This is a genomic window from Nocardia sp. NPDC052112, from assembly GCF_040680135.1.
Taxonomy (GTDB): domain Bacteria; phylum Actinomycetota; class Actinomycetes; order Mycobacteriales; family Mycobacteriaceae; genus Nocardia.
On record NZ_JBFAWD010000025.1, the window covers coordinates 30,729 to 53,403 of the forward strand.

The following is a 22,675-nucleotide window of genomic DNA, read 5'->3' on the forward strand; positions in this document are numbered from 1 at the left end:
GCCGGTCAACTCGGCAGAGGGGCTCGGGCCGGGAGTTGCGGCCGTCGAGGTCGACCCAGCAGGGCAAATAATGGTTACATTGTTACCGGTAATATGGATGGTGTCGATCAGTCTGTGCTCAGCTCGCGAATCATGCGACGTTGCACCACTTTTCGAACGGCCTTCTGTCGTAGCCCGCCCAGAATTCCCGGGGTCCGGAATTTGCGCACCAGTCGTTCGGCGGATCGTGCCAACTCGGTTTTCACGTTCTCGACATTGCTGTCGACCAGATTGTGATCGCGTTTGCGCCACTGTCCGGCAATCAAGACCGCTTCGATATTGCCGAAACTCGAATGCAGCGCCGCGGCGACCGGATCGTGTGCCGGCCAGAGATTCAGGGCACGAGCGTCGATGACGATGAGATCTGCCTGCATCCCCGGCTCGATACGTCCGACTCGATCAGCGAGGCCGAGTGCTCGTGCTCCCTCGGTGGTCGCCCATTCCAGCGCCTGTTTGCTGGTGACCGTCTGATCGAAGGAGAACACTCCGGTCGACCGTCGTTGCCGGTCGTGATCAAGCCCCCGCTGGTGAGCCAGCGCGATTCGCGCGGATGTGAGGAGGTCGCCCGCCACGACGCAGTCGGTGTCGGTTCCCAGCGACGGTGCGGCACCGATCGGGAGCAGGCGTGCGGTGATCGGTGCACCGTGGCCCTGCCCGAGTTCGTTCTCGGGGGTGGCGGTGAAGGTGGCACCGGCATCGGTGAGTCGTTTGACCCAATCATCGCTCAGCCCGGCGCCATGGGCGATATTGGTCCGGGGCCCGATAAGGTCGGCGGAATAGACCGCGTCCCAGCCGGATCTGGCCTCTCCGCCGCTCTGGTGCATCGAGACGACAAGACCGCGCTCGCCGGCAGCACGAAAATCGGCGACGGCGATATCGGGCGGCGACAATTGCGGTCCCCGGATGGCCATGCCCAGCGAAAGCAATTCGTGAGATCGGATGGAGCCGTCGAGCAGACGATCGATCTCATGGATAGGATGTGCCGTTGACGTCGAATAAGGCGTGCCATGTAAGAAGACCGCCCGAATACCTGACGTCGCAAGCCCTTCGATAGCGGCGTCGGAGTGATCGGGGGACTTTGTGTTGTGACACCAGTCGGCGATAGTGGTTGTGCCGCTGTTGATCTGGCCGAGCGCTCCGGCGAGGGTGGCGATCCGGATATCCTCTGGGCTGTAATGCTTGGCTATGGTGCCGTGGGAGTGGCCGAGATAATCTGACAATGTCCAATCGGCGCCGAGGGTTCGTAGCCCGGTCTGCCACGTGTGCAAGTGGGCATTGACCAAGCCGGGCATCACGATCCGTCCGGTGCAGTCGATTATTTCGGCGCCATCGTCGGAGAGGTCGGCGCCGATATCGGCGATCTGATCACCATCTATCAAAATATCGATGGATTCGGCGTCGGGTCGATTCGATGACATCGTGATCACCTGTGCGCCGCGCAACATAACTCGCGTCATAGGGCTGTCCCCGGTATGGCAGCGAACATGGCAGACGCCGAAGTCTGCAGCAGATTCATGGACGAACACATAATGGCAACAGTGTTACCTTAAATGTGATTTTTGTCAAGTTCGGTCGACGGGTGTGATCGCTGACCGTCTGGCTCGCGCTGTCTGTCCGGTGTGAGCGTTGCCGCCGTGCCGAGGAATCCGGCCGCCGTCGGTGAACGGAGTCAGTCGTGCTCACCCCGTGTGGTTTTGCGTGCCGCTGGCAGGCGTGACAGTGCGGATTGCGGCGTGAGTGCTGGTGGACAGATCGCGTGTGGCGATGTGGCCGATGTTGTCAACGGCGGATACAGGCTGCCCCGGCCAGGATGTCGGGCAGGGCGCCGAGGTCGTAGAGCACCTCCAGTTGATCATGTATCAGAGCCGTTCTGTGTGCGATGCCGTTGGAAGTTCTGATGAAACTGCCGCGCAGCATGAACGGCCGGGCCATGGCCCGGCCGTGATCTGCCGCCAAACCCCTTGGGCGGCGAATCGGTCTCGACGAGATCGCTAGGCGCTGAGGCTGATTGCTTGTGCGCGCCAATGCGGGCACCACTTCTGCTGTAGCTGTGCGAAGAGCTCGATCACCCCTGTGCGGGCGTCTTTTGTTGTCCGCCAGGCGATGTGGCCGTCAGGTCGGACGAGCAAGGCGCCGCTGTCGCCGACTTCGTAGCGGTCGATCAGTGGCTGCTGGTCGAAGGGGGCCGGGAAATGAGCCCGATCACCTGTAGTGGCAGGGGTATCGGATTGTCGTGGTCACGGGTGGCTTCGGTCCAGCCGTGTGGATCGGCGGTGAGGAGGGTGAGTCCGTCTCGGCTGAGCAGGTCGTGGACTGGCTGTGCGGATCCGTCGCGCAGGATCATGGCATGGGGCAGTCGTGCTCCTGGCGCGGTTGTCGGCCTGTAGTTGATGGTTGCGTCTTTGTCGACCGATGGCCGGCCGGGCTCGGAGTAGATGAGGGGGCCCGGTAGGTGTAGCCGAATTCGAGGCCGCTGGCGATGAAGTGTTCTTGCCGGGTGGGTCAACAAGGTCGGGGTGTGGTCTCGGTCGAGCGGCACGACTGGTTCGCCGACGACGCCGAGACCATCCTGCACTGGCGCGAACGACCCACCGGCCAGCATATGGAGTTGGGGCCGAAACCAACCTTGTCGGCCTCATCGGTGAACTCGGTGCCACATGGAGTCGATGGGGACAGCCACTATTGCCCATCGGAGTCCTCTACGACCCTTTTGTAGAGCGTGCGCTCGAGCCGTGGTCATACGGCGTCTACGCTGGCGGTCAATCCATTCTGGTCGGCACCCCGTCCGGCGTCACTCTGGCTGCCGAAGGCGGAGCCCACCAATCCATCAAGACACCGTCGATCGGTCTCGAACAACCCGGCTGTATCAGCTACGAACCGGCATTCTCCCTCGATGTCGAGTGGACTCTGCTCGCCTGCCTCAGCCGGCTCGGCCGCCCCGGCGGCACGTCGGCCTACCTGCGGCTGTCGACCCGGCCAGTCGATCAGACATTGGCCGCTGTTCCGGCCGACCCGGCAGCGCGTGAACGTCGCCGCCGGCAGGTCGTCGCGGGTGGATATCCGCTGATCCGTCACGACGACACCAAAATAACCATCGCCGCGATGGGTGCCATGATGACCGAGGCTATCGCGGCCGCCGAACGACTCACGCTGTCCGGCGTCGCGACCGACGTTGTTTGCATCACCAGCCCGGGACTACTGTTCCGCGCGGTTCAAGCACGCCAGGGCCGCGGCACAGGCGAAACATGGATTCCGATTCGGTGTGCGTGCGATGGCCTATTTCTCGATCACCTACGACCACCGGCTGGTCGACGGCGCCGACGCCTCCCGATTCCTCGCAACTATCAAGACCCGACTCGAAAACGGTTATACCCCAACAGATCTCGGATATTGACTGGTCGGGTAACGTCATCCTCAGGAGTGCTATGCGTATCGCCGATCTGGACGGACGTCTTGTTGTCGTGACCGCCGATATGGCAGTCGACGTGCAGCGTGCGAGCGAGGGTCTGTTCTCGTCGGATCCGCAAGCGATATATTCACGTTGGCATGAATTCCGTTCTTGGGCTGAGGAATTCGATTTCTCCACCCTGTGGCGGCCGTTCGATCCGGCATCTTTGCGGACACCCGCGCCGTCTCCACCGCAGATCCTCGCGGTAGGCCTGAACTATTCCCAGCACGCGGCCGAAACTGGACTCGAAGAGCCGAAAGAACCTGTGGTCTTTACGAAATTCGTCAGTTGTCTCAACGGTCCTTACGATGATGTGGCGATCCGAGAGGGCGGGACGACGGATTGGGAGATCGAATTAGTTATCGTTCTCGGCGGAAGCGTCGAGAACGCCACGCCCGCGCATGCGTGGGACTACGTGGCAGGACTGACTGTGGGGCAAGACCTCTCGGAGCGAACGATTCAGTTTCGTGACCCGGCTCCACAACAGTTCAACCTGGGCAAGTCGTTACCGGGCTACGGTCCGGTGGGTCCGTGGCTGGTGACCCCTGATGAGTTCGTAGACCGCGACGACCTGATGCTGACCTGCACAGTAGACGGTGAAGAGGTTCAAAGGGCAAGTACCAAGGACATGATCTTCTCTGTGCCGCAAATCATTTCGCGGCTTTCCTCGGTGATCACTTTGTTGCCGGGCGATATGATCTTCACCGGAACGCCCGCAGGTGTGGGAGTCGCAATGAGGCCACCGAGGTTCCTCAAACCAGGACAAACGCTGGTCAGCCGAATCGACGGCATCGGTGAATTGCGAAACCGCATGATCAGGGCCGCACCTGCTCGAACGTAAGCCAAAGGAGATCTTGGCCGTAGTCACGCGGGGCAAGCTGGTCTCCCATCGGACACGTTCCCGCCCCATTCCGAGGCGTGTCTGATCTGGTGCGTACGCCGCAAGGATGCGCTGAGGCAGTTCTACTCGGGCATTGCCTGTCCGTCAGGCCCACGGCCCTGGCTGGCCTGCTGGCCGTCGCGGATCCGGAGTTGCCTGGGAGACTGGTCGGTGATGGACACCAGTCAGCCCGTGCGATCATCTGTCCGCCGTCGACCGCGCGATCGTCGCGCTACGATCGTGCGCGCGGCCAGCGAGGCCTTCGCCCGGCATGGCTATCACGGCACCTCGATGTCGGATATCGCCGCGGCGGTTGGCATCACTTCCACGGCGCTGTATCGGCATTTCCGCAGTAAGCAAGAACTGCTCGGACAGTGTTTGCTCGATGGTCTGGACACTACCGTGGCGCGGCTCGACAGTGCCCATCGCGCCGACCCTGCAGGGGGATCGGTGCTGACCGAGTTGGTGCGGGTCGCGCTGGAATTGCGCGGTCTGCCGAGGCTGTGGCAGCTCGAGTTCCGCAATTTGCGGCCGACGGATCGCATGGGGGTGCTCGCGCGTGCGGTGCGTCTTACTCGCTATCTGCGCACCGCGATCCGATTGCGCCGCACCGACCTCGCCGCCGCCGATGTGGAAATGCTGAGTTGGTGTGTGCTGTCGGTCGCGGTCAGTCCGTCCTACCACCGGGTCGAGCTGCCGGGATCGCTGTTCGCCGAGGTGCTCGACGAGGCCGTGGCCGCAACGATCGACGTTCGGCTACCGACCGGTGTTGCCGCGGGAAGGCAAGCAGTGCGGGCGGCGTGGGTGACCGGTGATGCCGAATTCGATCGCGGCGTACGACCGGAACGGCTGATCGTCGCGGCCGCCCGGTTGTTCAACACGCGCGGGTACGCCGCAGTGAGTATCGATGACATCGGCGCGGCGGTGGGGGTGAGTGGTCCTGCGTTGTATCACCATTTCGACGGCAAGGCGGAGTTGCTCAGCCAGATCATCGATCGCAACGATCAGTGGATTCGCCTCTACACGTCGCGGGCGTTGACCGAGGGTGACGATCCACGCCAGTCGCTGTTGTTGCTGTTGTCTTACTTCGCGCGCTTCGCTGTCGAGCAGCCTGATCTGATGGGGACGACGGTCAGCGAGGTCGCGCATCTGCCGCGGGACCTGGCCGCCCGCTATCGGCAAACACATCGTGACGGCATCCTCCGCTGGGCCCGCATGCTGCAGACTGTGCGGCCCGGGTTATCCCTGCCGACGGCGCGGGTGTCCATTCAGGCGGTTACCACCGTCGTTATCGACGCGGCACGCAATCCGCGGCTGAGCCGCCGAGGGGACATCGTCGAGGCTCTGGTGGCGGTGGGCGACGCGATCGCGTTCTCGGGCGACACCCGCTCCTGATTCCGCTCCGCGCTACTCCAGAAATTTATCAACCATTAACTTACTGACCGTCTTTGGGCTATTGCTGGGCGGGATCATCAGACTGTAGCTTAGCGTCGAGTAACTTAGCAGCGCTCCCGAGGTGCCTGAGATTTCCACGGGCGGTCGGCGGGCGCGCGTATCATCTCGCCCGGCTGCAGGCCGGGCCTGTGCGAAGGCGAGTGCTGGTGGGGCATTACAAGAGCAACGTGCGTGATCTCGAGTTCAACCTGTTCGAGGTGCTCGGTCTCGAGGCGGTCCTGCAGTCCGGGCAGTTCGGTGACCTCGAAGGCGAGACCGTGCGGTCGATGCTGGCCGAGGCGGCACGGCTGGCCGAGGGACCGGTGGCGGAGTCCTACGCCGACGCCGACCGCAACCCGCCGGTGCTCGACCCGGCCACGCATTCGGTGCGGCTGCCCGAGTCACTGCAGCGATCCGTGCGCGCCTGGTACGACGGTGACTGGTGGCGGGTCGGCAAGGCCGAAGCGATCGGTGGGGTGCCCGCCCCGCGGATGCTGGCATGGGCGATCAACGAGTTCCTCCTCGGTGCCCAGCCCGCGGCGTACATGTACCTGTGCGGGCCCGTCATGTCCGATATCGTCCACAGTCTCGGCACTGAGCAGCAGCGGCACTGGGCCCAACTCGCTGTGCGGCGCAATTGGTCGGCGACCATGGTGCTCACCGAACCCGACGCGGGCTCCGACGTAGGTGCAGGGCGCACCAAGGCGATTCCGCAAGCCGACGGCACCTGGCACATCGAGGGCGTCAAGCGGTTCATCACCTCCGCCGACTGCGGTGACCTGTTCGAGAACACCATCCACCAGGTGCTCGCCCGCCCCGAAGGCGCTGGCCCCGGCACCAAGGGGCTGAGCCTGTTCCTGGTGCCCAAGTATCTGTTCGATCCGCAAAGCGGTGAAATCGGTGACCGCAACGGTGTTTTCGTGACCAACCTCGAGCACAAGATGGGTTTGAAGGCATCGGCGACCTGCGAGCTGACCTTCGGCGGGCATGGCACCCCGGCTGTCGGGTATCTCGTCGGCGAGGTCCACGACGGTATCGCGCAGATGTTCAAGGTCATCGAGGAAGCCCGGATGATGGTGGGCACCAAGGCCATTGCCACCCTCTCCAGCGGCTACCTCAACGCCCTCGAGTACGCCAAGACCCGCGTACAGGGCAGCGACCTGACCCGCAGCGCCGATAAGAACGCGCCGAAGGTGACCATCACCCACCACCCCGATGTGCGGCGCTCGCTGATGATGCAGAAGGCCTACGTCGAGGGACTGCGTGCGATCTACCTCTACACCGCCGCCCACCAGGACACCTTTGCGGCCCAGCATGTTTCCGGTGCCGACGCCGAGTTGGCCGCGCGGGTGAACGATTTGCTGCTGCCGATCGTCAAGGGCGTCGGATCAGAGCGGGGCTATCAGTATCTGACCGAATCCCTGCAGTGCTTCGGGGGCTCGGGTTTCCTGCAGGACTACCCGATCGAGCAGTACATCCGCGACTCGAAGATCGACTCGCTCTATGAGGGCACGACTGCTATCCAGGCCCAGGACTTCTTCTTCCGCAAGATCGCCCGCGACCACGGTGTCGCTCTCGCGCACGTGGCCGGCAAGGTACGCGAGACCACCGAATCCACCAGCGACGGCGGCCGTCTCAAAGCCGAGAAGATCCTGCTTGCCACCGCCTTGGAAGATGTGCAGGACATGGTGGGCAAACTGACCCAGCATCTACTCGCCGGCCGGGAACAGCCCACGGAGCTGTACAAGATCGGGTTGGTCGCGGTGCCGCTGCTGCTCGCCGTCGGCGATCTCCTCATTGGCTGGCGGCTCATCGTGGCGGCCGAAATCGCTCTCAACGCAATGGATTCCGACCTCGGCGAGCAGGACCGTGCTTTTTATGACGGTAAGATCGCGGTGGCGTCCTTCTTCGCCAAGACCGTGCTGCCGCACCTGAGCGCGGAATGGTCGATGATCTCCGACATCGACGACAGCATCATGCGACTCGACGAAGCCGCATTCTGACCGGTGGCCGTCACGCCGCTCGAATTTGGGAGGCCGGGCTGATCCGCTGGGAGCCTGTGCTTGTCGAACGCACCGCCGCTGCCCGGCCTTCGAAATCCAGGCTATCGTCAACTCTCTTGTTCGGCCTTTTCCGCGATCCAGGCTGCTATCTGGGCGCGGGTGAATCTCCCCGGATTCCGTGCACACCCCAGTTATCTGTCTCCAGCCGGTTGCTCGGAGCAGTTGGCATAGTAGTCGGCTTCGTACTCGACCGGTGGTCGGCGGCCGAGCCGATGCATCAGGCGCGAGTCGTTGAACCAGCTCACCCATTCATGGGTGAGTAGCTCGACATCAGCCAGTCGGTGCAGAGGGGATCGCCGGAACGGCGAATCATCACGGATCGCTTCGGTCTTATAGAGCCCGATCGTGGTCTCCGCGAGTGCGTTGTCGAAGGCGTCCCCAACCGAACCTATCGACGGGCGCAAGCCCGAAAGCATCAGTGTCTCACCGAATTTCACCGATGTATATTGCGATCCTGCGTCCGAGTGATGGATCGTGGACCCAGTCCAGGGCCGCCCTTCACGCGCCCGCAACGCCGCCGCCTGCCGAATCGCCGATTCCACGAACGCGGTCCGTTTGCTGGTAGAACATTCCCAGCCCACGATCCGGCCCGCGAAGGCATCGACGACGAACGCGGTGTAGACGAACCCGCCGCTGGCCAACCGCACATAGGTGAAATCGGCAACGACAAGCAGATTCGGTGCCCGAACCCGGAAGTTGCGGTCCACCAGATCGGCCGCCCGTGTCCCGGCCGGATCGGATTCGGTGGTGCGAATCGCCTTGCGCCGCACCACACCTTTCCACCCGTTGGCGCGCATCAGCCTCTCCACCGTGCATCTGGCCACCGGGATACCTTCCCGTTGCAGGTGCCCTCACATCTTCTCCGCCCCATAGAGGGACTCGGGTTTGCGGCGGCCGGTCTCGTCGGGTTCGTAGATCCCAGCCAGGATCTCGGTCACCGCCGTGTCCCACAAGGTTCGTTTCGACGGTGGCCGCGACAGCCACGCATAAAACGTTCTCGGGGCGATCTTGCACCCGTGCGCGGTCAGCGCACGACAGATCGGAGCGACCCCGAACCGAGCGCGATACTCGGCGATGAACGCGCAGATTACCGCTGTCGCGGGTCGCTCTCCCGCACGAAGAAACTCGTTGCGGCCTTGAGGATTTCGATCGTCTGTTCCAGCTCGGCGATCTTGCGTTTCTGCTCCCTGATCACCCGCGCCGATTCAGTCGAGACGCCTTCGGCCTCACCCGAGTCGACCGCGCCCTGACGGATCCATTTGCGCAAGGTTTCCGCGGTCATGCCCAGCCGGGCCGAGACCGCCTTGATCGCGGCCCACTCGCTGTCGTAATCGTCGCGGTGATCGACGACCAGCCGGACAGCCTTGGCCCTGGTCGCTTCGTCGTACTTCGATGGCATGGTCCGCCCATCCTCCTCAACAAAGGAGGTGAGCACCAAACCCGGCGGGATTCATGTACCGTCGCCGCGTGTTAGAGGGGGGAGCGACCTTCTACTCGCGCACGCAGAAACGTCACCAATGACGAAACTGTGTGCCGCGAGCCGCTTCGTTGTCGCATCTGAGCCACGTCTGACTGCCCGAGCCGGTGGGGAACGTGCGCGAGGAGGTGGTCGAACACGTATTTGCATCAGATCTGATGCAAATACGTGCTCGAGTAATGCGCGAGAGGGGAGTCGATCACGCGGAGGCAACAATATTGGTGCAGATGTGTGCACGAGTAGCTTCTATTGTGCGTAGCGAGAATGTAGCACAGAATCTGTGGTCATGTGGTGGTAGTTGTATGCTGTTGAGCTGCAATGCTTTTCGATATTTCGGTGTGAGTAGCTGAATGGGAGGGGCTGCTGTAGGTTCTGTCGGTTGATTTGGTTTCGGTGTGTTGTCTGCTTCAAATGTGTTGTGGCGGGGGTGGAATCGTTGGACGGGGGCTGCTCTGGGTGGTGCCGGTCGGGTGTTGGTGGGGACCGGCACCGTGGTTGTCAGGGGGTGATCGGGGTTGGTTGGTGAGTAGTGGGTGGGGTTTCTTGGGTGAGTGCTGATAGTGCTGCGGTGATTTCGTGGAGGTTGGCTTTGACGTAGGTGGCGGTGGTGTCAATGTTGGTCACTGCGGCGGAGACGGCGGCATCGAAGCGCGCCCTCGGCTTGGTGGACGATTTCCAGCAGAGCGGTGGTGGGGCGTGAATGTCCGTGATGGCCAGGTGCGACAAGACCGTTGCGTGCCGCTGCGACCGCCCCACAACTGCTCCAGTGTGGCAAACCGGGTAGGGGACGCCGGTCGGGTGAGGTCAGCGATCAACGAACCACTGGTGGTATCGGTGCCACCTTCTCGCCTGAGCAGTCTGCGACGTGGGCACTCCTCGCCATTATCGACGAGGAGTGCCCACGGGCTATGCGTGTCGCGGATCAGCTCCCGAAGGACCCGGTGTGGAGCCCGAGATGCGGGCCGGGTCCGCCGAAGCCGGGTCCGCCGAAGCCGGGTCCGCCGAACCCGGGTCCGCCGAACCCGGGTCCGCCGAACCCGGGACCATCAAATCCCGGACCATCAAATCCCGGACCATCAAATCCCGGACTACCGTGGACTGGAGTGGCTGTAGTGGAGGCGACGATATCTGTGCTCTCGGCGGACGCTGTAGCCGCCAGTACTGAGATCGGTGCGATAGCCAGTACTCCGGCGATCGCGACACGCGCCGCGGCTCGGCGTGAATGAGATGCGATAATGGGCAAGAGAATTTCCTTCTTTCTTTCTGAGTTCACTGGAAATGCTTCCAATGAATTCCGATGTCTCCGTTGGTGATTTCGGTGTCCTTCGATAGTTCCCTTTCCTTGGGCTGCGCCTCACCGAGAGTGGTGGACTGTCAGCAGCGTGACTCCGTGAGCCGGGACGGCGAGATCGCTGATGGTCGCCTCGGTCACTGCTGTGGTGTGGGTCCACGCGTTTCGGATGGTGTAGTGATCGGCATGGTCGAGGCCGATCTCGGCGGCCGAGGTCGTGATGGCCTCGGGAGCGTTGCTCGGGTTGAACAGCGCCACGGCGACCGAGCCGTCGGACAAATGTTTGACCATGACCCGGTCGTTACCCGGCAGGAACCTGCCCTGGGCGACGGCTGGGTCCTGATCGATGGCGATGACCTCGCGGCTGGTGAGGATCGCGGCGGTTTCGGCGGACATGGTCCGCACATCGTTTCCCGCGAGCAGCGGAGCCGCGAGCATCGCCCACAGCGAGAAGTGGGCGCGTTGCTCGTCGGGTGTCAGATTGGTCTCGGGTGCACCGAGTTGCTGAATGAGATACGGGGGCAAGCGGATTCGATCCGTGATCTGCGCTCGCTGTTCCGGGCTGAGGCCGGTATCCCGGAGTGCTGCTTCCGGAGCCGTGCTGAGCAGCCCCGTGACGTATTGGGGCAGTTGTAGCCCGACGACGAGCATGTCGGGATCGTTGTAGTAGCCGGGCCGACTCGGGGTGACGCGGTCGGTGGCGGTGAGTTCGTCGAGGACGCCGATGAATCCGCGGGTGGATATGCCGCCGGGCAGTACCTGCGGCTGCAATGTGTTGTCCCAGAGCGGGATCAGGTCACCGGCGGTGCGCACCACATCGGCGATCTCGGACCAGTCGTAGCGCCCGGCCGTCGACTCGGCGAGGCCGTTGCTGTTGGGATTGATGCTGTAGACGATGTCGCGCCCGCTGGCCCGCAACGCGTCGCGCATGGCGGTGAATACGCGCACCTGTTCACCGAGATCGGCATCCGAACCGCACCAGTCGTACTTGAGGTAGTCCACACCCCAGTCGGCGAAGGTTCGAGCGTCCTGAACCTCGCGACCAACACTGGCGGTAGCCGGTGCCTGACCACACGTCTGGTTGTAAGGGCTGGAATAGAGGCCCAAGGACATCCCGCGGCCGTGGGCATAGTCGGCGAGAAGGCGGATGCCGTGCGGGAATTTGGCCGGATCGGCGACGAGATCGCCTGCGGTGTCACGTTGTGGCGCGGCCCAACCAGCATCCAGATTGACGTAACGGTATCCGGCGTCCCGCATCCCGGAGGACACCATCGCGTCGATAACGGTGATGATGTTCATCTCCGACAGCGGTATCCCCGAGTTCCACGAGTTCCACCCCATCGGCGGAGTGAGCGGGACCGATCCAGCCGACGACTGCGCGGCTGCCGGGCTCGCGGCCGACACCGCGACTCCGGCAGTCAGCAGGATCGACACCGCAGCCGATCGCCAACGAATCCTTTTGGGGCGCATACTCTTCACGAATCGGTCGGCGCTGGTCGGGAGAAGAGCACGACGGCCGATTTGGGGCCGGACACAATCGGCGACGGCAGGAATTCGATGCTCATCGCCGGATCAGCCGTTTTGCCGAGCGCGATGAACGCGGATCGGCTGTAGGAACGCAACACGCTGATCGCCCCGTCATGTATGACGCGCCTGAATGTCGGGCGCACCACGGCCAGCACGGCCGCCGCCGGTGCGGCCAGCACGGCCATGCCGATCATCACCAGCGGGGACGGACGGGGGATGTCCATCACGACGAACCGCTTTCCGACTCGGGTGGCTTCGGCGATCGCCCGCCCGGCGGTGGCTGGCGGCAGGTGGTGGAATGCCGAGGCGAACACCACCAGGTCGTAACTGCCGTCGGTGGCGTCGATGGCGATGGCGTCGATGACCTGCGTGTGTGCTCGTGGATTCGCGCCGAGCGTGCCATCGGCGATATTGGCCACCGAGGTCGGATCCAGATCGCTGACCGTCACCGTCGCGGTGGGGTGCAAGTCCAGGATGTGGGCCGACAACTTGCCGTGCCCCGCGCCGAGTTCGAGTATGCGTGGGTTGGCGCTGTCGGCGACCAATCCCAGTGCGGTGCGGGCGAACTTCTCGTGCTGGCCGTTGCGGGTGCCCGTCTCGTCGAGAAAGGAGATTACCGTCTGCTTGACCTCGTCGGGGATGTCGTAGCGGTCGGTGTACTCCAAGGCGTCGGTCTCCAGCCGTCGATCCAGCCAGGAGGCATCCGGTCCGCCGCGCGGCATTTTCGCGATCGCCGGGTCTACCGTGGTTGTATCGTCCATCGCAATCTCCTCATGAGTTCTCGGTTCTATGTAGGTCTGCGCGGATTGCGCCGTCGGGTTGCTCAGGGGCCGCGATGTCGATGTTCTTGGCCTTCATGAATCCGTTCCCGGCCATCACCTTGCCCATGGCCTTGCCGATGATCGGTGCGGTCATCACGTTCATCAGGCGCATCGTCGCGGTACGCATGATCTGCTCTCTGCGGTTGTGCGGGGTGAAGATGCGACGCTCGGTCTTGGCCGCGGCCTGCTGGGTGTGGATGAAAGGCCGCATCCGTGCCTCCCATGCGCGCAGCGCGGCGGGCACGTCGTCGTTGTGCCGGGTCAGCATGGTGCCCAGCAGTTCACCGCCGGCGATGCCGCTGGAGGCGCCCATACCGGAGTAGAGGGTCAGGCACCAGGCGGCGTCGCCGATCAGTACCACCCGGCCGCGGTGCCACTGCGGCATCTTGACTTGCTGTACCGAATCGAAAAGGGCGTGGGATGCTTGTTCGTAGCGGGTGAACAGGTCCTCGAGGATCGGGCCGGGCGACCGAGGGCCGAACGCGGTGCGGATGGATTCGATTGCTGGACGGGCGAATTCGGCGTCGACGTCGTTGGTGCGGTAGGAGAACAGCAGGCTTGGGGCGTGGTCGGCGAAGGGGAACGCCGTTGCCGAGCGGCCCGGCTCGGCCAGCACCAGGCCCTCGGATAGGCCGAAGCCGTCGACGGGACGGTCCAGAACGGTGGCCCCGATCATGTAGCTCAGTGGGTGCAGCTCGTATCCGCCAGGGCCGAAGACGAGTTCACGCACGGTCGACCGGATCCCGTCGGCTCCGACCACCAGGTCGAACCGTTCGGTGGCAGTGGTATCGGCAGCGAGGTCGTGCAACGTCACATCCACTGCCGCGCCGTCCTGTTCGATGCGGACCGGCACGGTGGAGTAGCGGATCTGCACGTCTTGCGGTAGCGCCGAGAACAATCCATGTTCCACGTCACCGCGCAGCAGGCGTCGTGGACCTCCGGAACCGAAGGCGTCAGGGTTCATTCCGGGACGGCGGCGTCCGGCGCGGTCCACTTCGTAGACGCTGACCTCGGGGCCGCTGCGGGTTCCGATGGCATCCAGCACGCCCAGCCGCCGGGCGGAGGCCGCCCCGGTGCCGAACAGCATGATGAAGTACCCGCCGGTGCGCCGGGTCGCGGCCCGCTCCACGATCACTGGTTCCCAGCCGATTTCGTATAGCCGCACCGTGGTGGCGATACCGGCGATCCCGAGCCCGACCACCAGGGCTCGGAGTCTATCCGTCATGAGGATTCCTTTCGAAGTGTTTGCACGGCAAAGGTTTCGCGGACCTCCCGCCTCGAACCCGCTGCACGGGACGGACAGTCATCGCGGTGACTCGGTGAACGCCGCTGAGGTGTCGTCGACCAGGCGCGCGATGGCGCGGCGTGACGAGGTCGGACGGCTCGGCGCGGTGCGGGCGCGGGCTGATTTCACTGATCAGGCCCCGATCATCAAGGGTGAAGCCGAATTCCAGCGCCGTCAGGGGGCCGCCGGGGGTATCGGCGCCCCGGCGGGCTGCGCACACTTGCTGTACGTGTTGGTGAGTTTCATCAGCAACTCGGCGACGGTGGCGGGATCTTCGACTAGTTCGGTCTGGTATTCCGAGGTGCGGTCGTCGTAGGTGATCCGGGCCGGGAGGCCGCCACGGAAGTTCAGCCGCCAGCATCTGTTGGTGACTGCGTAGAGGTTGCCGTCCACGTGATGAGTTCGGATCGGGAAGGTATAGAGTTCACCGGATTTGCGGCCGGTGAAGGTGAGTGTGCGATACCGCTTGCGGAACTCCTTACCGGTCGGGCTGCGCAGCAGCAGGTTCAGAACGGGGTTCGTCAGGCGTAGGACAAGGGGCGGCGGGGCAGCAACGGTCACCGCGAGTGGTGGCGTGGTCATGACGGCGTTTTCGCCATTTCCGTCGTCGGCGCAAGCGCGGTGAGCTTCGGTTTCTTGCGTGCCCAGCGGGTCATGATCGGCTTGTCCACCAGGTGGTACAGGGCGGCGGCGAGTGGCAACTGGATGACGAAGGTCCCTGACACTGTTATAGGACCAATCGATTATGAATCCGGAAAGGACGAAGAAGAATGCGACCCCGGTTGCTCCGAGTTGCATGGGAAAGACGTCGCCCAGATTTTTCCAAGAGTCGGTTTCCATAAAAGGGAAGAGCTGCACGAACATCACCGAGTGCAAAAGGAATACGGCGAATGCTGCGGCAAACCTCAATCCAGTAAGCGATGGCAGCGCCGGTAAGCGGCCTTTTGCATCACGCAATTCTCCAACGGGTGCAGACATGGAAATACCCTTCGGGCAACGATGTGTGTCAGGTGGCTCGAACGACACGTCGATGCGCCGATCAGAGGGTCCGGCGCTGTGTCCGGGTCTCACGATAAGCAAATCTTGCAGAACTATGCAAGATTGCAGAGTCTGGCAAAATTCTAAGAGTCGGTCCGAGCGCGGTTGAGAACGGGCCGCAGCGACTCGAAGGCTTCGATCAGCAGATCCTCGAATTCGCGACCGGATACCTTGCCCGCCAAGGCCATTGCGGATTCGAGCGCCGCTTCCGAGGCCGTGACCACGAGCATCGGGAACAGGTCGGTGGCGGCGTCGGTGCCGGTCCGCCGGGCCACGGCCTCGGCCATCAGTTGCTTGTCCGCCATGTGGGCGGAGGCGAACCGAGCCATCAACGCGGGCGTCGATTCGACGATCCGCAGCATGTCGGCGATGCCGTCGATGCCACCGGGTACGGTGCCGAGCCATTCGAGCATGACGGCCAGGAGGGCATCCCAGACCGGCTCGTCGGCGGGGCGCGCCGCAAGCGCGGCGACGAGGTCGGCGAAGTCGCTGCGGATGGCGTGTTCGACGGCGGCTTCCTTGCTGGTGAAGTAGTTGTGGAAGGTGCGTATCGAGACCCCGGCGGCTTCGGCGATCGCGTCGATCGTCACCTTCTCGAAGCCGATCTGCTGGGTCAGGGCCGCAGCTGCCTGGGCTATCGCGGTGCGGGTGGCCGCCTTCTTCCGTTCCCGCAGCCCAGGTCCTGTACTCACTTCTCCCAGCCTAGGGCACTGAGGTACTGCATCTGCAGTATGACCAACTGCCTGCATGTGCACGATGACGATTACAGAGCGGCCCCGAGAGCATCGATGCATGGCTCAATTCCTGTACCGATTAGGTCGGTTCTGCTTCGAGAAGCGGCGTGTGGTCGTATTGCTCTGGCTGGGTCTACTGGCCGCGTTGGTATTCGGTGCGGCCAGAGCGCCCGCAGCCTCCGAAGGCGGGCTGTCCATGCCCGGTACGGAATCGCAGCAGGCATTCGACCTGCTCGATCAGCGCTTTCCCGGCATGAAATCCGATGGCGCCAACGCGCGCATCGTCTTCGTGGCGCCGCTTGGCCAGCAGATCAGCGCCGAGCAGAACAAGGCCGTGGTCGAGAAGGTCGTCGCCCAGGTGGCCGGTGGCCCTCAGGTGGCCAACGCGCTCGACCCCTTCCAGGCGCCGGGCGCCATCAGCAAGGACGGGTCGACCGCCTACGCCACGATCACTTACGCCGCGTCGAGCACCGACATCACCGACGTGACCAAGACGGCCCTCGAGAACGCGGTCGACCAAGGCCGCATGGACGGGCTCACCGTCGAGTTCGGCGGCACGGTTATGCAGGCCGCACCCGAGGCGGGCGCGACCGAGGTCATCGGCGTCGCCATCGCCGCGGTCGTGCTGCTCATCACCTTCGGATCCCTTGCGGCTGCGGGACTTCCGCTCGTTACGGCGCTGGTGGGCATCGGGACCGGCGTGGCCGCGATCATGACCATCGGATTGTCGTTCACCACCACGACGCTGGCCATGATGCTCGGGCTTGCTGTCGGTATCGACTACGCCCTGTTCGTGGTCTCGCGATACCGAGCCGAACGTGCAGCCGGTCGGACCGCGGTCGAGGCGATAGGACACGCTTTGGGCACGGCGGGTTCGGCGGTCGTCTTCGCAGGGCTCACCGTCGTCATCGCCCTAGCCGGGCTGTCGGTGGTCGGGCTTCCCACGCTCACCAGCATGGGACTGGCTGCGGCGGGTACCGTGCTGATCGCCGTCTTGGTCGCGCTGACCTTGCTGCCCGCGCTGCTCGGGTTCGTGCAGGACGCCGTGCTGCCCCGCGCGCTGCGCAAGGGGGTACAGGCGTCGGACGAGGCGTCGGACGAGGCGTCGAACACCAATACGCGAAACACCCAGGAGAGCTTGGGAACTCGCTGGGCGCGGTTCGTGGTGCGCCGCCCGATTCCGATCCTGCTGCTGGCGGTCGTCGGCCTCGGTGCGCTGGCGCTGCCGATCAAGAGCCTGACATTGGGTATTCCCGATGACTCGTCGCAGCCGACCTCAACCACCCAGCGCCGCGCCTACGACGCACTTGACGACGGATTCGGGCCCGGCTCCAACGGCCCCTTCACCATCGTCGTGGACGCGAAAGGCACATCCGACCCGCAAGCCACGGTGGCTGAAGCGCTGGAGGTCGTCACCGAGACACCGGGAATCGTGTCTGTCTCTCCGCCAATGTTCAATCAGGCCGGTGACACCGCCGTACTGAATGCCGTCCCGACGACAGCTCCGGCCGCCGACGCGACCAAGGACCTCGTGCACACCCTTCGTGGTGAGGCCGGTGAGCTACAGTCTGCGACCGGCGCGAAGATGCTGGTCACCGGCACGACCGCACTGAACATCGATATGTCGCAGAAACTCACCGACGCGCTGCTGCCTTATCTCGCCGTTGTGGTCGGGTTGGCATTCCTGCTGCTCATGGTCGTGTTCCGGTCGCTGCTGGTTCCGCTCAAGGCGGCCTTGGGCTTCCTGCTCTCGGTGTGCGCGGCGCTGGGTGTGATCGTCGCCGTCTTCCAGTGGGGTTGGCTGGCCGACCTGCTCGGGGTCCAGTCGACCGGGCCCGTGATGAGCATGGTGCCGATCTTCCTCATCGGCCTGGTGTTCGGCCTGGCCATGGACTATGAGGTCTTCCTCGTCACCCGCATGCGTGAGGCCTACGTCCACGGCGAATCGGCGAAAGACGCGATAGTCACCGGATTCAGGCACAGCGGTCGAGTGGTCGTCGCCGCGGCTTCCATCATGATCGCCGTATTCGCCGGCTTCGTCGGCATGAGCGATTCGATGATCAAGATGATGGGCATCGGTCTGGCGGCCGCGGTCTTCTTCGACGCCTTCATCGTCCGCATGACCATCGTCCCGGCCATCCTCGCACTGCTCGGCGACAAGGCCTGGTGGCTGCCACGCTGGCTGCAGAAGATCCTGCCTAACGTGGATATCGAAGGTGAGGATCTGCGTCGGATCGACACACATACCGATGACGCACCCGACGACAAGGAGGAACTGGTCTCCACACATGGGTGACGCGATGTGTTGCGGGTAGGCCGCCCGTCGGGGACGGCCTACCCGGTCGAATCCGTCCCATCGACCAGTTTTCGATACGACAGGAAGAGAGCCGGTGGCCAGAGACTGGTGGCAGGTACTGCAACGCTATCCCCGAACCGTCGACGTGACACTCGCCGGGGCGTTGTGCGGGCTCACCATCGTCTCGAGCACACTGGACACCACGACTTCCGTTCCGGTGTTTTCCCGCGCCATATCGCCCTTTGTCGTCCTCATCGCGGTGCCGGCCGCCATTGCCCTGCTGTGGCACCGCACCCATCCGCGCACCATGCTGATAGTGACCACCGCGTGCGGATTGGCCATCGGCGCACTGGGATTCGACATCTCGGCGTCGTTGGTGGGTCCCGCGCTCGTCTGCGCGTACTCGGTGGGCTGGCGCTCCGATCGCCGCTCGGCTCACCTCTACCCACCGATCTGCGGGATCATTCTGCTGATTGCCGCTGTACTCCAGAGCCCCGGGGCGCTGTTCGCTCCCGGGAAGGTCACGCTTCTTACTGGGTTCCTGCTGACCGGCGCCTTCGCCGAAGCGACACGAAGCCGGCAGAACTATCTCGCGGCGATGCGGGCGCGCGCAGAACTGGCCGAACGCACCCGGGAAGAAGAGGCACGACACCGCGTCGGCGAGGAACGGGTCCGCATCGCCCGGGAACTGCACGATATCGTCGCGCACCACATGGCTTTGGCCCACGCCCAAGCATCCACCGCCGCGTATCTATTGCGCTCCAAACCCGAACAGGCACAGGAGATTCTGGATCAGCTGGCCGACACCACATCTTCGGCACTGCGCGAACTCAAGGCGACCGTCGGGCTCCTGCGCCAAGAGGACGACCCCGAAACCCCGCTCGAACCGGCACCGGGACTGGCCCGGCTCCCGAAGCTGCTGGCCTCGTTCGAGCCGCTAGGGCTGGAGGTTTCGATATCGGTGACAGGCGAGCCGCAGCCGCTGTCACCCGGTGTCGACCTGACCGCGTACCGGATCGTGCAGGAGGCGCTGACCAATGTCACCAAACACGCCGGAACACAATCCGCGTTGGTCCGGCTCGTCTACGCACAGTCGCTGCTGACCATCACCGTCTCCGATAGCGGTCACGGATCGAGGCAACCAGGCGAGCCCGGCTACGGTCTGATCGGGATGAACGAACGAGCCCTCTCCGTCGGCGGCGAGCTGCTCGCCCGATACCGGCAGGGCGGGGGCTTCGAAGTGTCCACGAAGCTACCCCTGGAGCCGCGCCCATCCGGCCAGGACGAGAAGGAAAGCGAGCGATGACCATCCGCGTCGTGATAGCCGACGACCAGGCCCTGCTGGCCGGAACCTTCCAGCTGCTGATCGACTCCGCCGACGACATGGAGGTCGTCGGAGTCGCCGAAGACGGCAGGCAGGCAATCGAAACCGTGCGAAGTGCCAAACCGGACGTCGTGCTCATGGACATCCGCATGCCCGGTCTCGATGGACTGGCCGCGACCCAGGAAATCTGCCGCGACGAATCCCTGCAAGCCACCCGCGTCCTCATCCTCACCACCTTCGAACTCGACGAGTACGTGGCCCAGGCACTGCGCGCCGGTGCCAGCGGATTCCTCGGCAAAGACGTCGGTCCGGAGGAACTGCTTCGCGCCATCCGCACCGTCGCGGCGGGCGACACCCTCCTCTCGCCCACAGCCACAAAGACACTCATCGCCCGCTTCCTCGCACGCCCCGAAGGCCACACCGCCACCGCCGATGCGCTCGAGGTTCTCACCGCACGCGAACGCGAAGTCGTAGCGCTGGTCGCGGAGGGATTGTCCAACGACGAAATTGCCGAACAGATGTACCTCAGCCCACTGACCATCCGCACCCACGTCCAGCGCGCCATGACCAAACTCGGCGCCCGCCACCGCGCCCAACTGGTAGTGGTCGCCTTCCAATCAGGTCTGGTACGGGTCGAACCACCGCAATGATCTCGAGACGCGTGTCCCCTGCGGGGTTCGAGGCAAAAGCCAGCGCGCGGCGGCCGTCGAGATCGGCGTCTACGGCGACCGCCGATCTACGCCCTGGGCAGCTACGAATCGCAGCCGACCCAGCCCGAAGCGCTGGCAGAGGCGCTGATCCAGGCTGCGACGGGGTATCTCGTCGGGATTCGGGCCCCCGTTGTCGCGGCGGCGTGGTTGATCTGTGCGAGTTGGCGGGGGACAGCGCCAGGCGGGCGCTCGGAAGTCGTCTGGGCTTGTCGGTGTGCAGAAACGCGTTGCGGAACGCAGAGACCACGCCGTCGTTTGCCGCGAATCGGGATAGGTAGCCGATCGCACCGACCATATATTCGGCGGCCGAGCGCGTACTGCGGCCGTTGCGTCGTACGACCGATTGCGCGTGGTAGAGCGCTGGGCGAAGTTCACTCGAACACGCAGGTGGTTCATTTCTGATGTGAATGTGTGCTTCGAGTGGCACTTCCGGCGGATGCGCGCCACGACCGGGCGGCTGTGAGCGAGCCGGAGGGAAAAGAGTGGGTGTTCGAGCGCCTCGATCGAACCTGGGTCTATTCGCCACCTGCTGCGCGTCGGCGTCGCGGATGTATGTCGTGCCGAGGAAGTTGGGCGTCGGGAGCGCGGCACGAGAATATGGACAAGATACATAGATTAGATCTTACTTAGATTGAATCTATGTAAGATATGTCCTATATTTCGTTGCGGAGGTGTCTGGGTGGAGTTCAAGGGGCGTGTAGCGGACATCGACCTGCTGGGGCGACAGCTGCGGCAGGTGACGGGTGGAACGGGTGTGACGCGGGGATGTGCCGTGATCATGACCGGTCGGCGGCGGGTCGGGAAGTCGCGTTTGGTCCAGGAGTTCTGTGATCGCTCGGGTGTTCCGTATGTGGTCTTCCAAGCGACGCGTGGGCGCAATCCGGTGGCTGAACGTGAGGACTTTGTCGCGGCCTTGGCTTACTCGCCGCTGCGGGGGGCGGAACTCGTTGCGGGGATATCGGCGGCCGACTGGAACCAGGCGTTGCGGACCTTGGCCATCGCCCTGCCGGATGACGCTGCGAGCATTGTCGTGATCGACGAGGTGCCTTGGCTGGTGGAGCAGGACTCGGAGTTCGAAGGGGCGCTGCAGACGGTGTGGGATCGGCACCTGTCGGCCAAGCCGGTGCTGTTGGTGTTGGTGGGCAGCGATATCTCGGTGATGGAGGCGTTGCAGTCGCATGGTCGTCCCTTCTTCGGGCGGGCGACGAAGATGACCGTGCAGCCGTTGCATTTGGCGGATGTTCGGGCCATGACCGAGCTGTCGGCGGCCGAGGCGATGGACGCGTTGTTGATCACCGGTGGGTTCCCGGAGATCGTCCAGTCCTGGCGACCGGGCATGAGCCGCAAGGCTTTCCTGCGCGATGCCACGACGAATCCGCTGTCACCGCTTTTGGTGGCGGGAGAGTTGTCGCTGCTCGGCGAGTTCCCCGAGGCGTCGCGTTCTCGGGCCGTGCTGGAGGCGATCGGCAGCGGTGAACGCACCTACAGCACAATCGCCGCGGCAGCGGGTGGCTCGGGTGTGTTGGCGGCCGGAACTCTTACGCCGTTGCTGAATACCTTGCAGGGCAAGCGGATTGTGGCGGCGGATCTGCCGCTGTCCACGAAACCGGATAGCAAGAACAAGCGTTACCGTATCGCCGACTCCTATTTGCGGTTCTGGCTGGCTTTCCTGAAGCGCGGGATTCCGCTGATCGAGCGTGGTCGGGGGGATCTGGCGTTGGAGCGGATCGAGCGTTCGTGGACGACGTGGCGTGGTCGCGCGGTGGAACCTGTGATTCGGGAATCGCTGCTGCGTTTGTTGCCGAACGACCGGTGGCCGGAGACCGAAGCGGTGGGTGGATGGTGGAACCGCCAGAACAACCCGGAACTCGATCTCATCGGCGCCGACCGCGAACCTGTCGCGGGCGCAATGCATTTCGTCGGATCGATCAAGTGGCTCGAAAACCGTCCGTTCGACCGTCATGACTACGACGCCCTCGCTCGCGGCGTGCTCTCCGTTCCCGGCACGCGGTTCGATACCCCGTTGGTGGCGGTTTCGCGGTCCGGAGTAGCTGGTGATTTGCCGATCGCCGCCTGTTGGGGACCAGAGGATCTGCTGCGCGCGTGGCAGTGACGACGTATCGGCTCTCTACAAATGTGATGGTTCCGAATCCGTCGTAGGCGCGCGGATTCCGAGGTGGGTACCGGTTTGCCAGCGGAGTACGTCGAGGACTGCGCGGTCGTGGATGCGTCCGGCGGTGCCGATGGTGCACATGCTGTAGACGATGTCGGGATCTACGGGTGCGGCGATTGGTCGTGGCGTGGTGCG

15 protein-coding genes and 3 pseudogenes are annotated in these 22,675 nt (G+C 63.9%); 9 read left to right on the forward strand and 9 right to left on the reverse strand.

The genetic code is table 11. From position 1 onward, the window contains the following. Positions 1 to 107 precede the first annotated feature (107 nt). The 3 genes from AB0L58_RS34845 to AB0L58_RS34855 all read right to left on the reverse strand — a co-directional run bounded on the left by AB0L58_RS34845 (position 108) and on the right by AB0L58_RS34855 (position 2,383). Complete coding sequence (locus AB0L58_RS34845) at positions 108 to 1,496, reverse strand: amidohydrolase family protein (protein WP_364393857.1); 1,389 nt, start codon at positions 1,494 to 1,496, stop codon at positions 108 to 110. A gap of 534 nt (positions 1,497 to 2,030) precedes the next feature. Next, entirely contained in the window at positions 2,031 to 2,204 is a 174-nt protein-coding gene (locus tag AB0L58_RS34850) for a hypothetical protein (protein WP_364394047.1), read from the reverse strand. Then, positions 2,201 to 2,383 (reverse strand): hypothetical protein, encoded by a 183-nt coding sequence (locus tag AB0L58_RS34855; RefSeq protein ID WP_364393860.1) that lies wholly within the window; start codon positions 2,381 to 2,383, stop codon positions 2,201 to 2,203. The genes AB0L58_RS34850 and AB0L58_RS34855 overlap by 4 nt, the downstream gene beginning before the upstream one ends. Before the next feature lie 145 nt (positions 2,384 to 2,528). On the opposite strand from AB0L58_RS34855, the pseudogene AB0L58_RS34860 reads away from it, so the two are divergent. The 5 genes and pseudogenes from AB0L58_RS34860 to AB0L58_RS34880 form a co-directional block, all read left to right on the forward strand. Then, a pseudogene (locus AB0L58_RS34860) lies at positions 2,529 to 3,291 on the forward strand (pyruvate dehydrogenase); the annotation flags it as partial. Between the two features lie 7 nt (positions 3,292 to 3,298). Next, positions 3,299 to 3,433: pseudogene (locus tag AB0L58_RS34865) on the forward strand (2-oxo acid dehydrogenase subunit E2); the annotation flags it as partial. 31 nt (positions 3,434 to 3,464) lie between these two features. Further along, on the forward strand, positions 3,465 to 4,328 hold the full coding sequence (locus tag AB0L58_RS34870; RefSeq protein ID WP_364393863.1) for a fumarylacetoacetate hydrolase family protein: 864 nt from the start codon (positions 3,465 to 3,467) through the stop codon (positions 4,326 to 4,328). A 279-nt stretch (positions 4,329 to 4,607) separates the two neighbouring features. After that, positions 4,608 to 5,762, forward strand: a complete 1,155-nt coding sequence (locus tag AB0L58_RS34875; protein ID WP_364393865.1) for a helix-turn-helix domain-containing protein — start codon at positions 4,608 to 4,610, stop codon at positions 5,760 to 5,762. A gap of 206 nt (positions 5,763 to 5,968) precedes the next feature. Then, positions 5,969 to 7,804: an acyl-CoA dehydrogenase gene (locus AB0L58_RS34880; RefSeq protein WP_364393868.1), complete on the forward strand. Its 1,836-nt coding sequence runs from the start codon at positions 5,969 to 5,971 to the stop codon at positions 7,802 to 7,804. Between the two features lie 191 nt (positions 7,805 to 7,995). Here AB0L58_RS34880 and AB0L58_RS34885 read toward each other — a convergent pair. The 6 genes and pseudogenes from AB0L58_RS34885 to AB0L58_RS34910 all read right to left on the reverse strand — a co-directional run bounded on the left by AB0L58_RS34885 (position 7,996) and on the right by AB0L58_RS34910 (position 15,995). Next, positions 7,996 to 9,263: pseudogene (locus AB0L58_RS34885) on the reverse strand (IS3 family transposase). Between the two features lie 1,432 nt (positions 9,264 to 10,695). After that, on the reverse strand, positions 10,696 to 11,973 hold the full coding sequence (locus AB0L58_RS34890; protein WP_364393871.1) for a glycoside hydrolase family 27 protein: 1,278 nt from the start codon (positions 11,971 to 11,973) through the stop codon (positions 10,696 to 10,698). Between the two features lie 134 nt (positions 11,974 to 12,107). Further along, a complete protein-coding gene (locus tag AB0L58_RS34895; RefSeq protein ID WP_364393873.1) occupies positions 12,108 to 12,920 on the reverse strand; it encodes a class I SAM-dependent methyltransferase in 813 nt (270 codons plus the stop codon). Between the two features lie 10 nt (positions 12,921 to 12,930). After that, complete coding sequence (locus AB0L58_RS34900) at positions 12,931 to 14,205, reverse strand: FAD-dependent monooxygenase (protein WP_364393875.1); 1,275 nt, start codon at positions 14,203 to 14,205, stop codon at positions 12,931 to 12,933. 234 nt (positions 14,206 to 14,439) lie between these two features. Further along, on the reverse strand, positions 14,440 to 15,243 hold the full coding sequence (locus tag AB0L58_RS34905) for a hypothetical protein (protein WP_364393877.1): 804 nt from the start codon (positions 15,241 to 15,243) through the stop codon (positions 14,440 to 14,442). 143 nt (positions 15,244 to 15,386) lie between these two features. Then, positions 15,387 to 15,995, reverse strand: coding sequence for a TetR family transcriptional regulator (locus tag AB0L58_RS34910; protein WP_364393880.1), 609 nt, complete (start codon positions 15,993 to 15,995; stop codon positions 15,387 to 15,389). Positions 15,996 to 16,095: 100 nt separating this feature from the next. Here AB0L58_RS34910 and AB0L58_RS34915 point away from each other — a divergent pair, with 100 nt between their 5' ends. The 4 genes from AB0L58_RS34915 (at position 16,096) to AB0L58_RS34930 (ending at position 22,480) form a co-directional block, all read left to right on the forward strand. Further along, positions 16,096 to 18,333 (forward strand): MMPL family transporter, encoded by a 2,238-nt coding sequence (locus AB0L58_RS34915; protein WP_364393883.1) that lies wholly within the window; start codon positions 16,096 to 16,098, stop codon positions 18,331 to 18,333. A gap of 94 nt (positions 18,334 to 18,427) precedes the next feature. Beyond that, complete coding sequence (locus AB0L58_RS34920) at positions 18,428 to 19,639, forward strand: sensor histidine kinase (RefSeq protein ID WP_364393885.1); 1,212 nt, start codon at positions 18,428 to 18,430, stop codon at positions 19,637 to 19,639. Further along, a complete protein-coding gene (locus AB0L58_RS34925; protein ID WP_364393888.1) occupies positions 19,636 to 20,307 on the forward strand; it encodes a response regulator transcription factor in 672 nt (223 codons plus the stop codon). Before AB0L58_RS34920 ends, AB0L58_RS34925 begins: the two co-directional genes overlap by 4 nt. Before the next feature lie 739 nt (positions 20,308 to 21,046). Then, on the forward strand, positions 21,047 to 22,480 hold the full coding sequence (locus AB0L58_RS34930) for a DUF234 domain-containing protein (protein ID WP_364393891.1): 1,434 nt from the start codon (positions 21,047 to 21,049) through the stop codon (positions 22,478 to 22,480). Positions 22,481 to 22,675 lie beyond the last annotated feature (195 nt).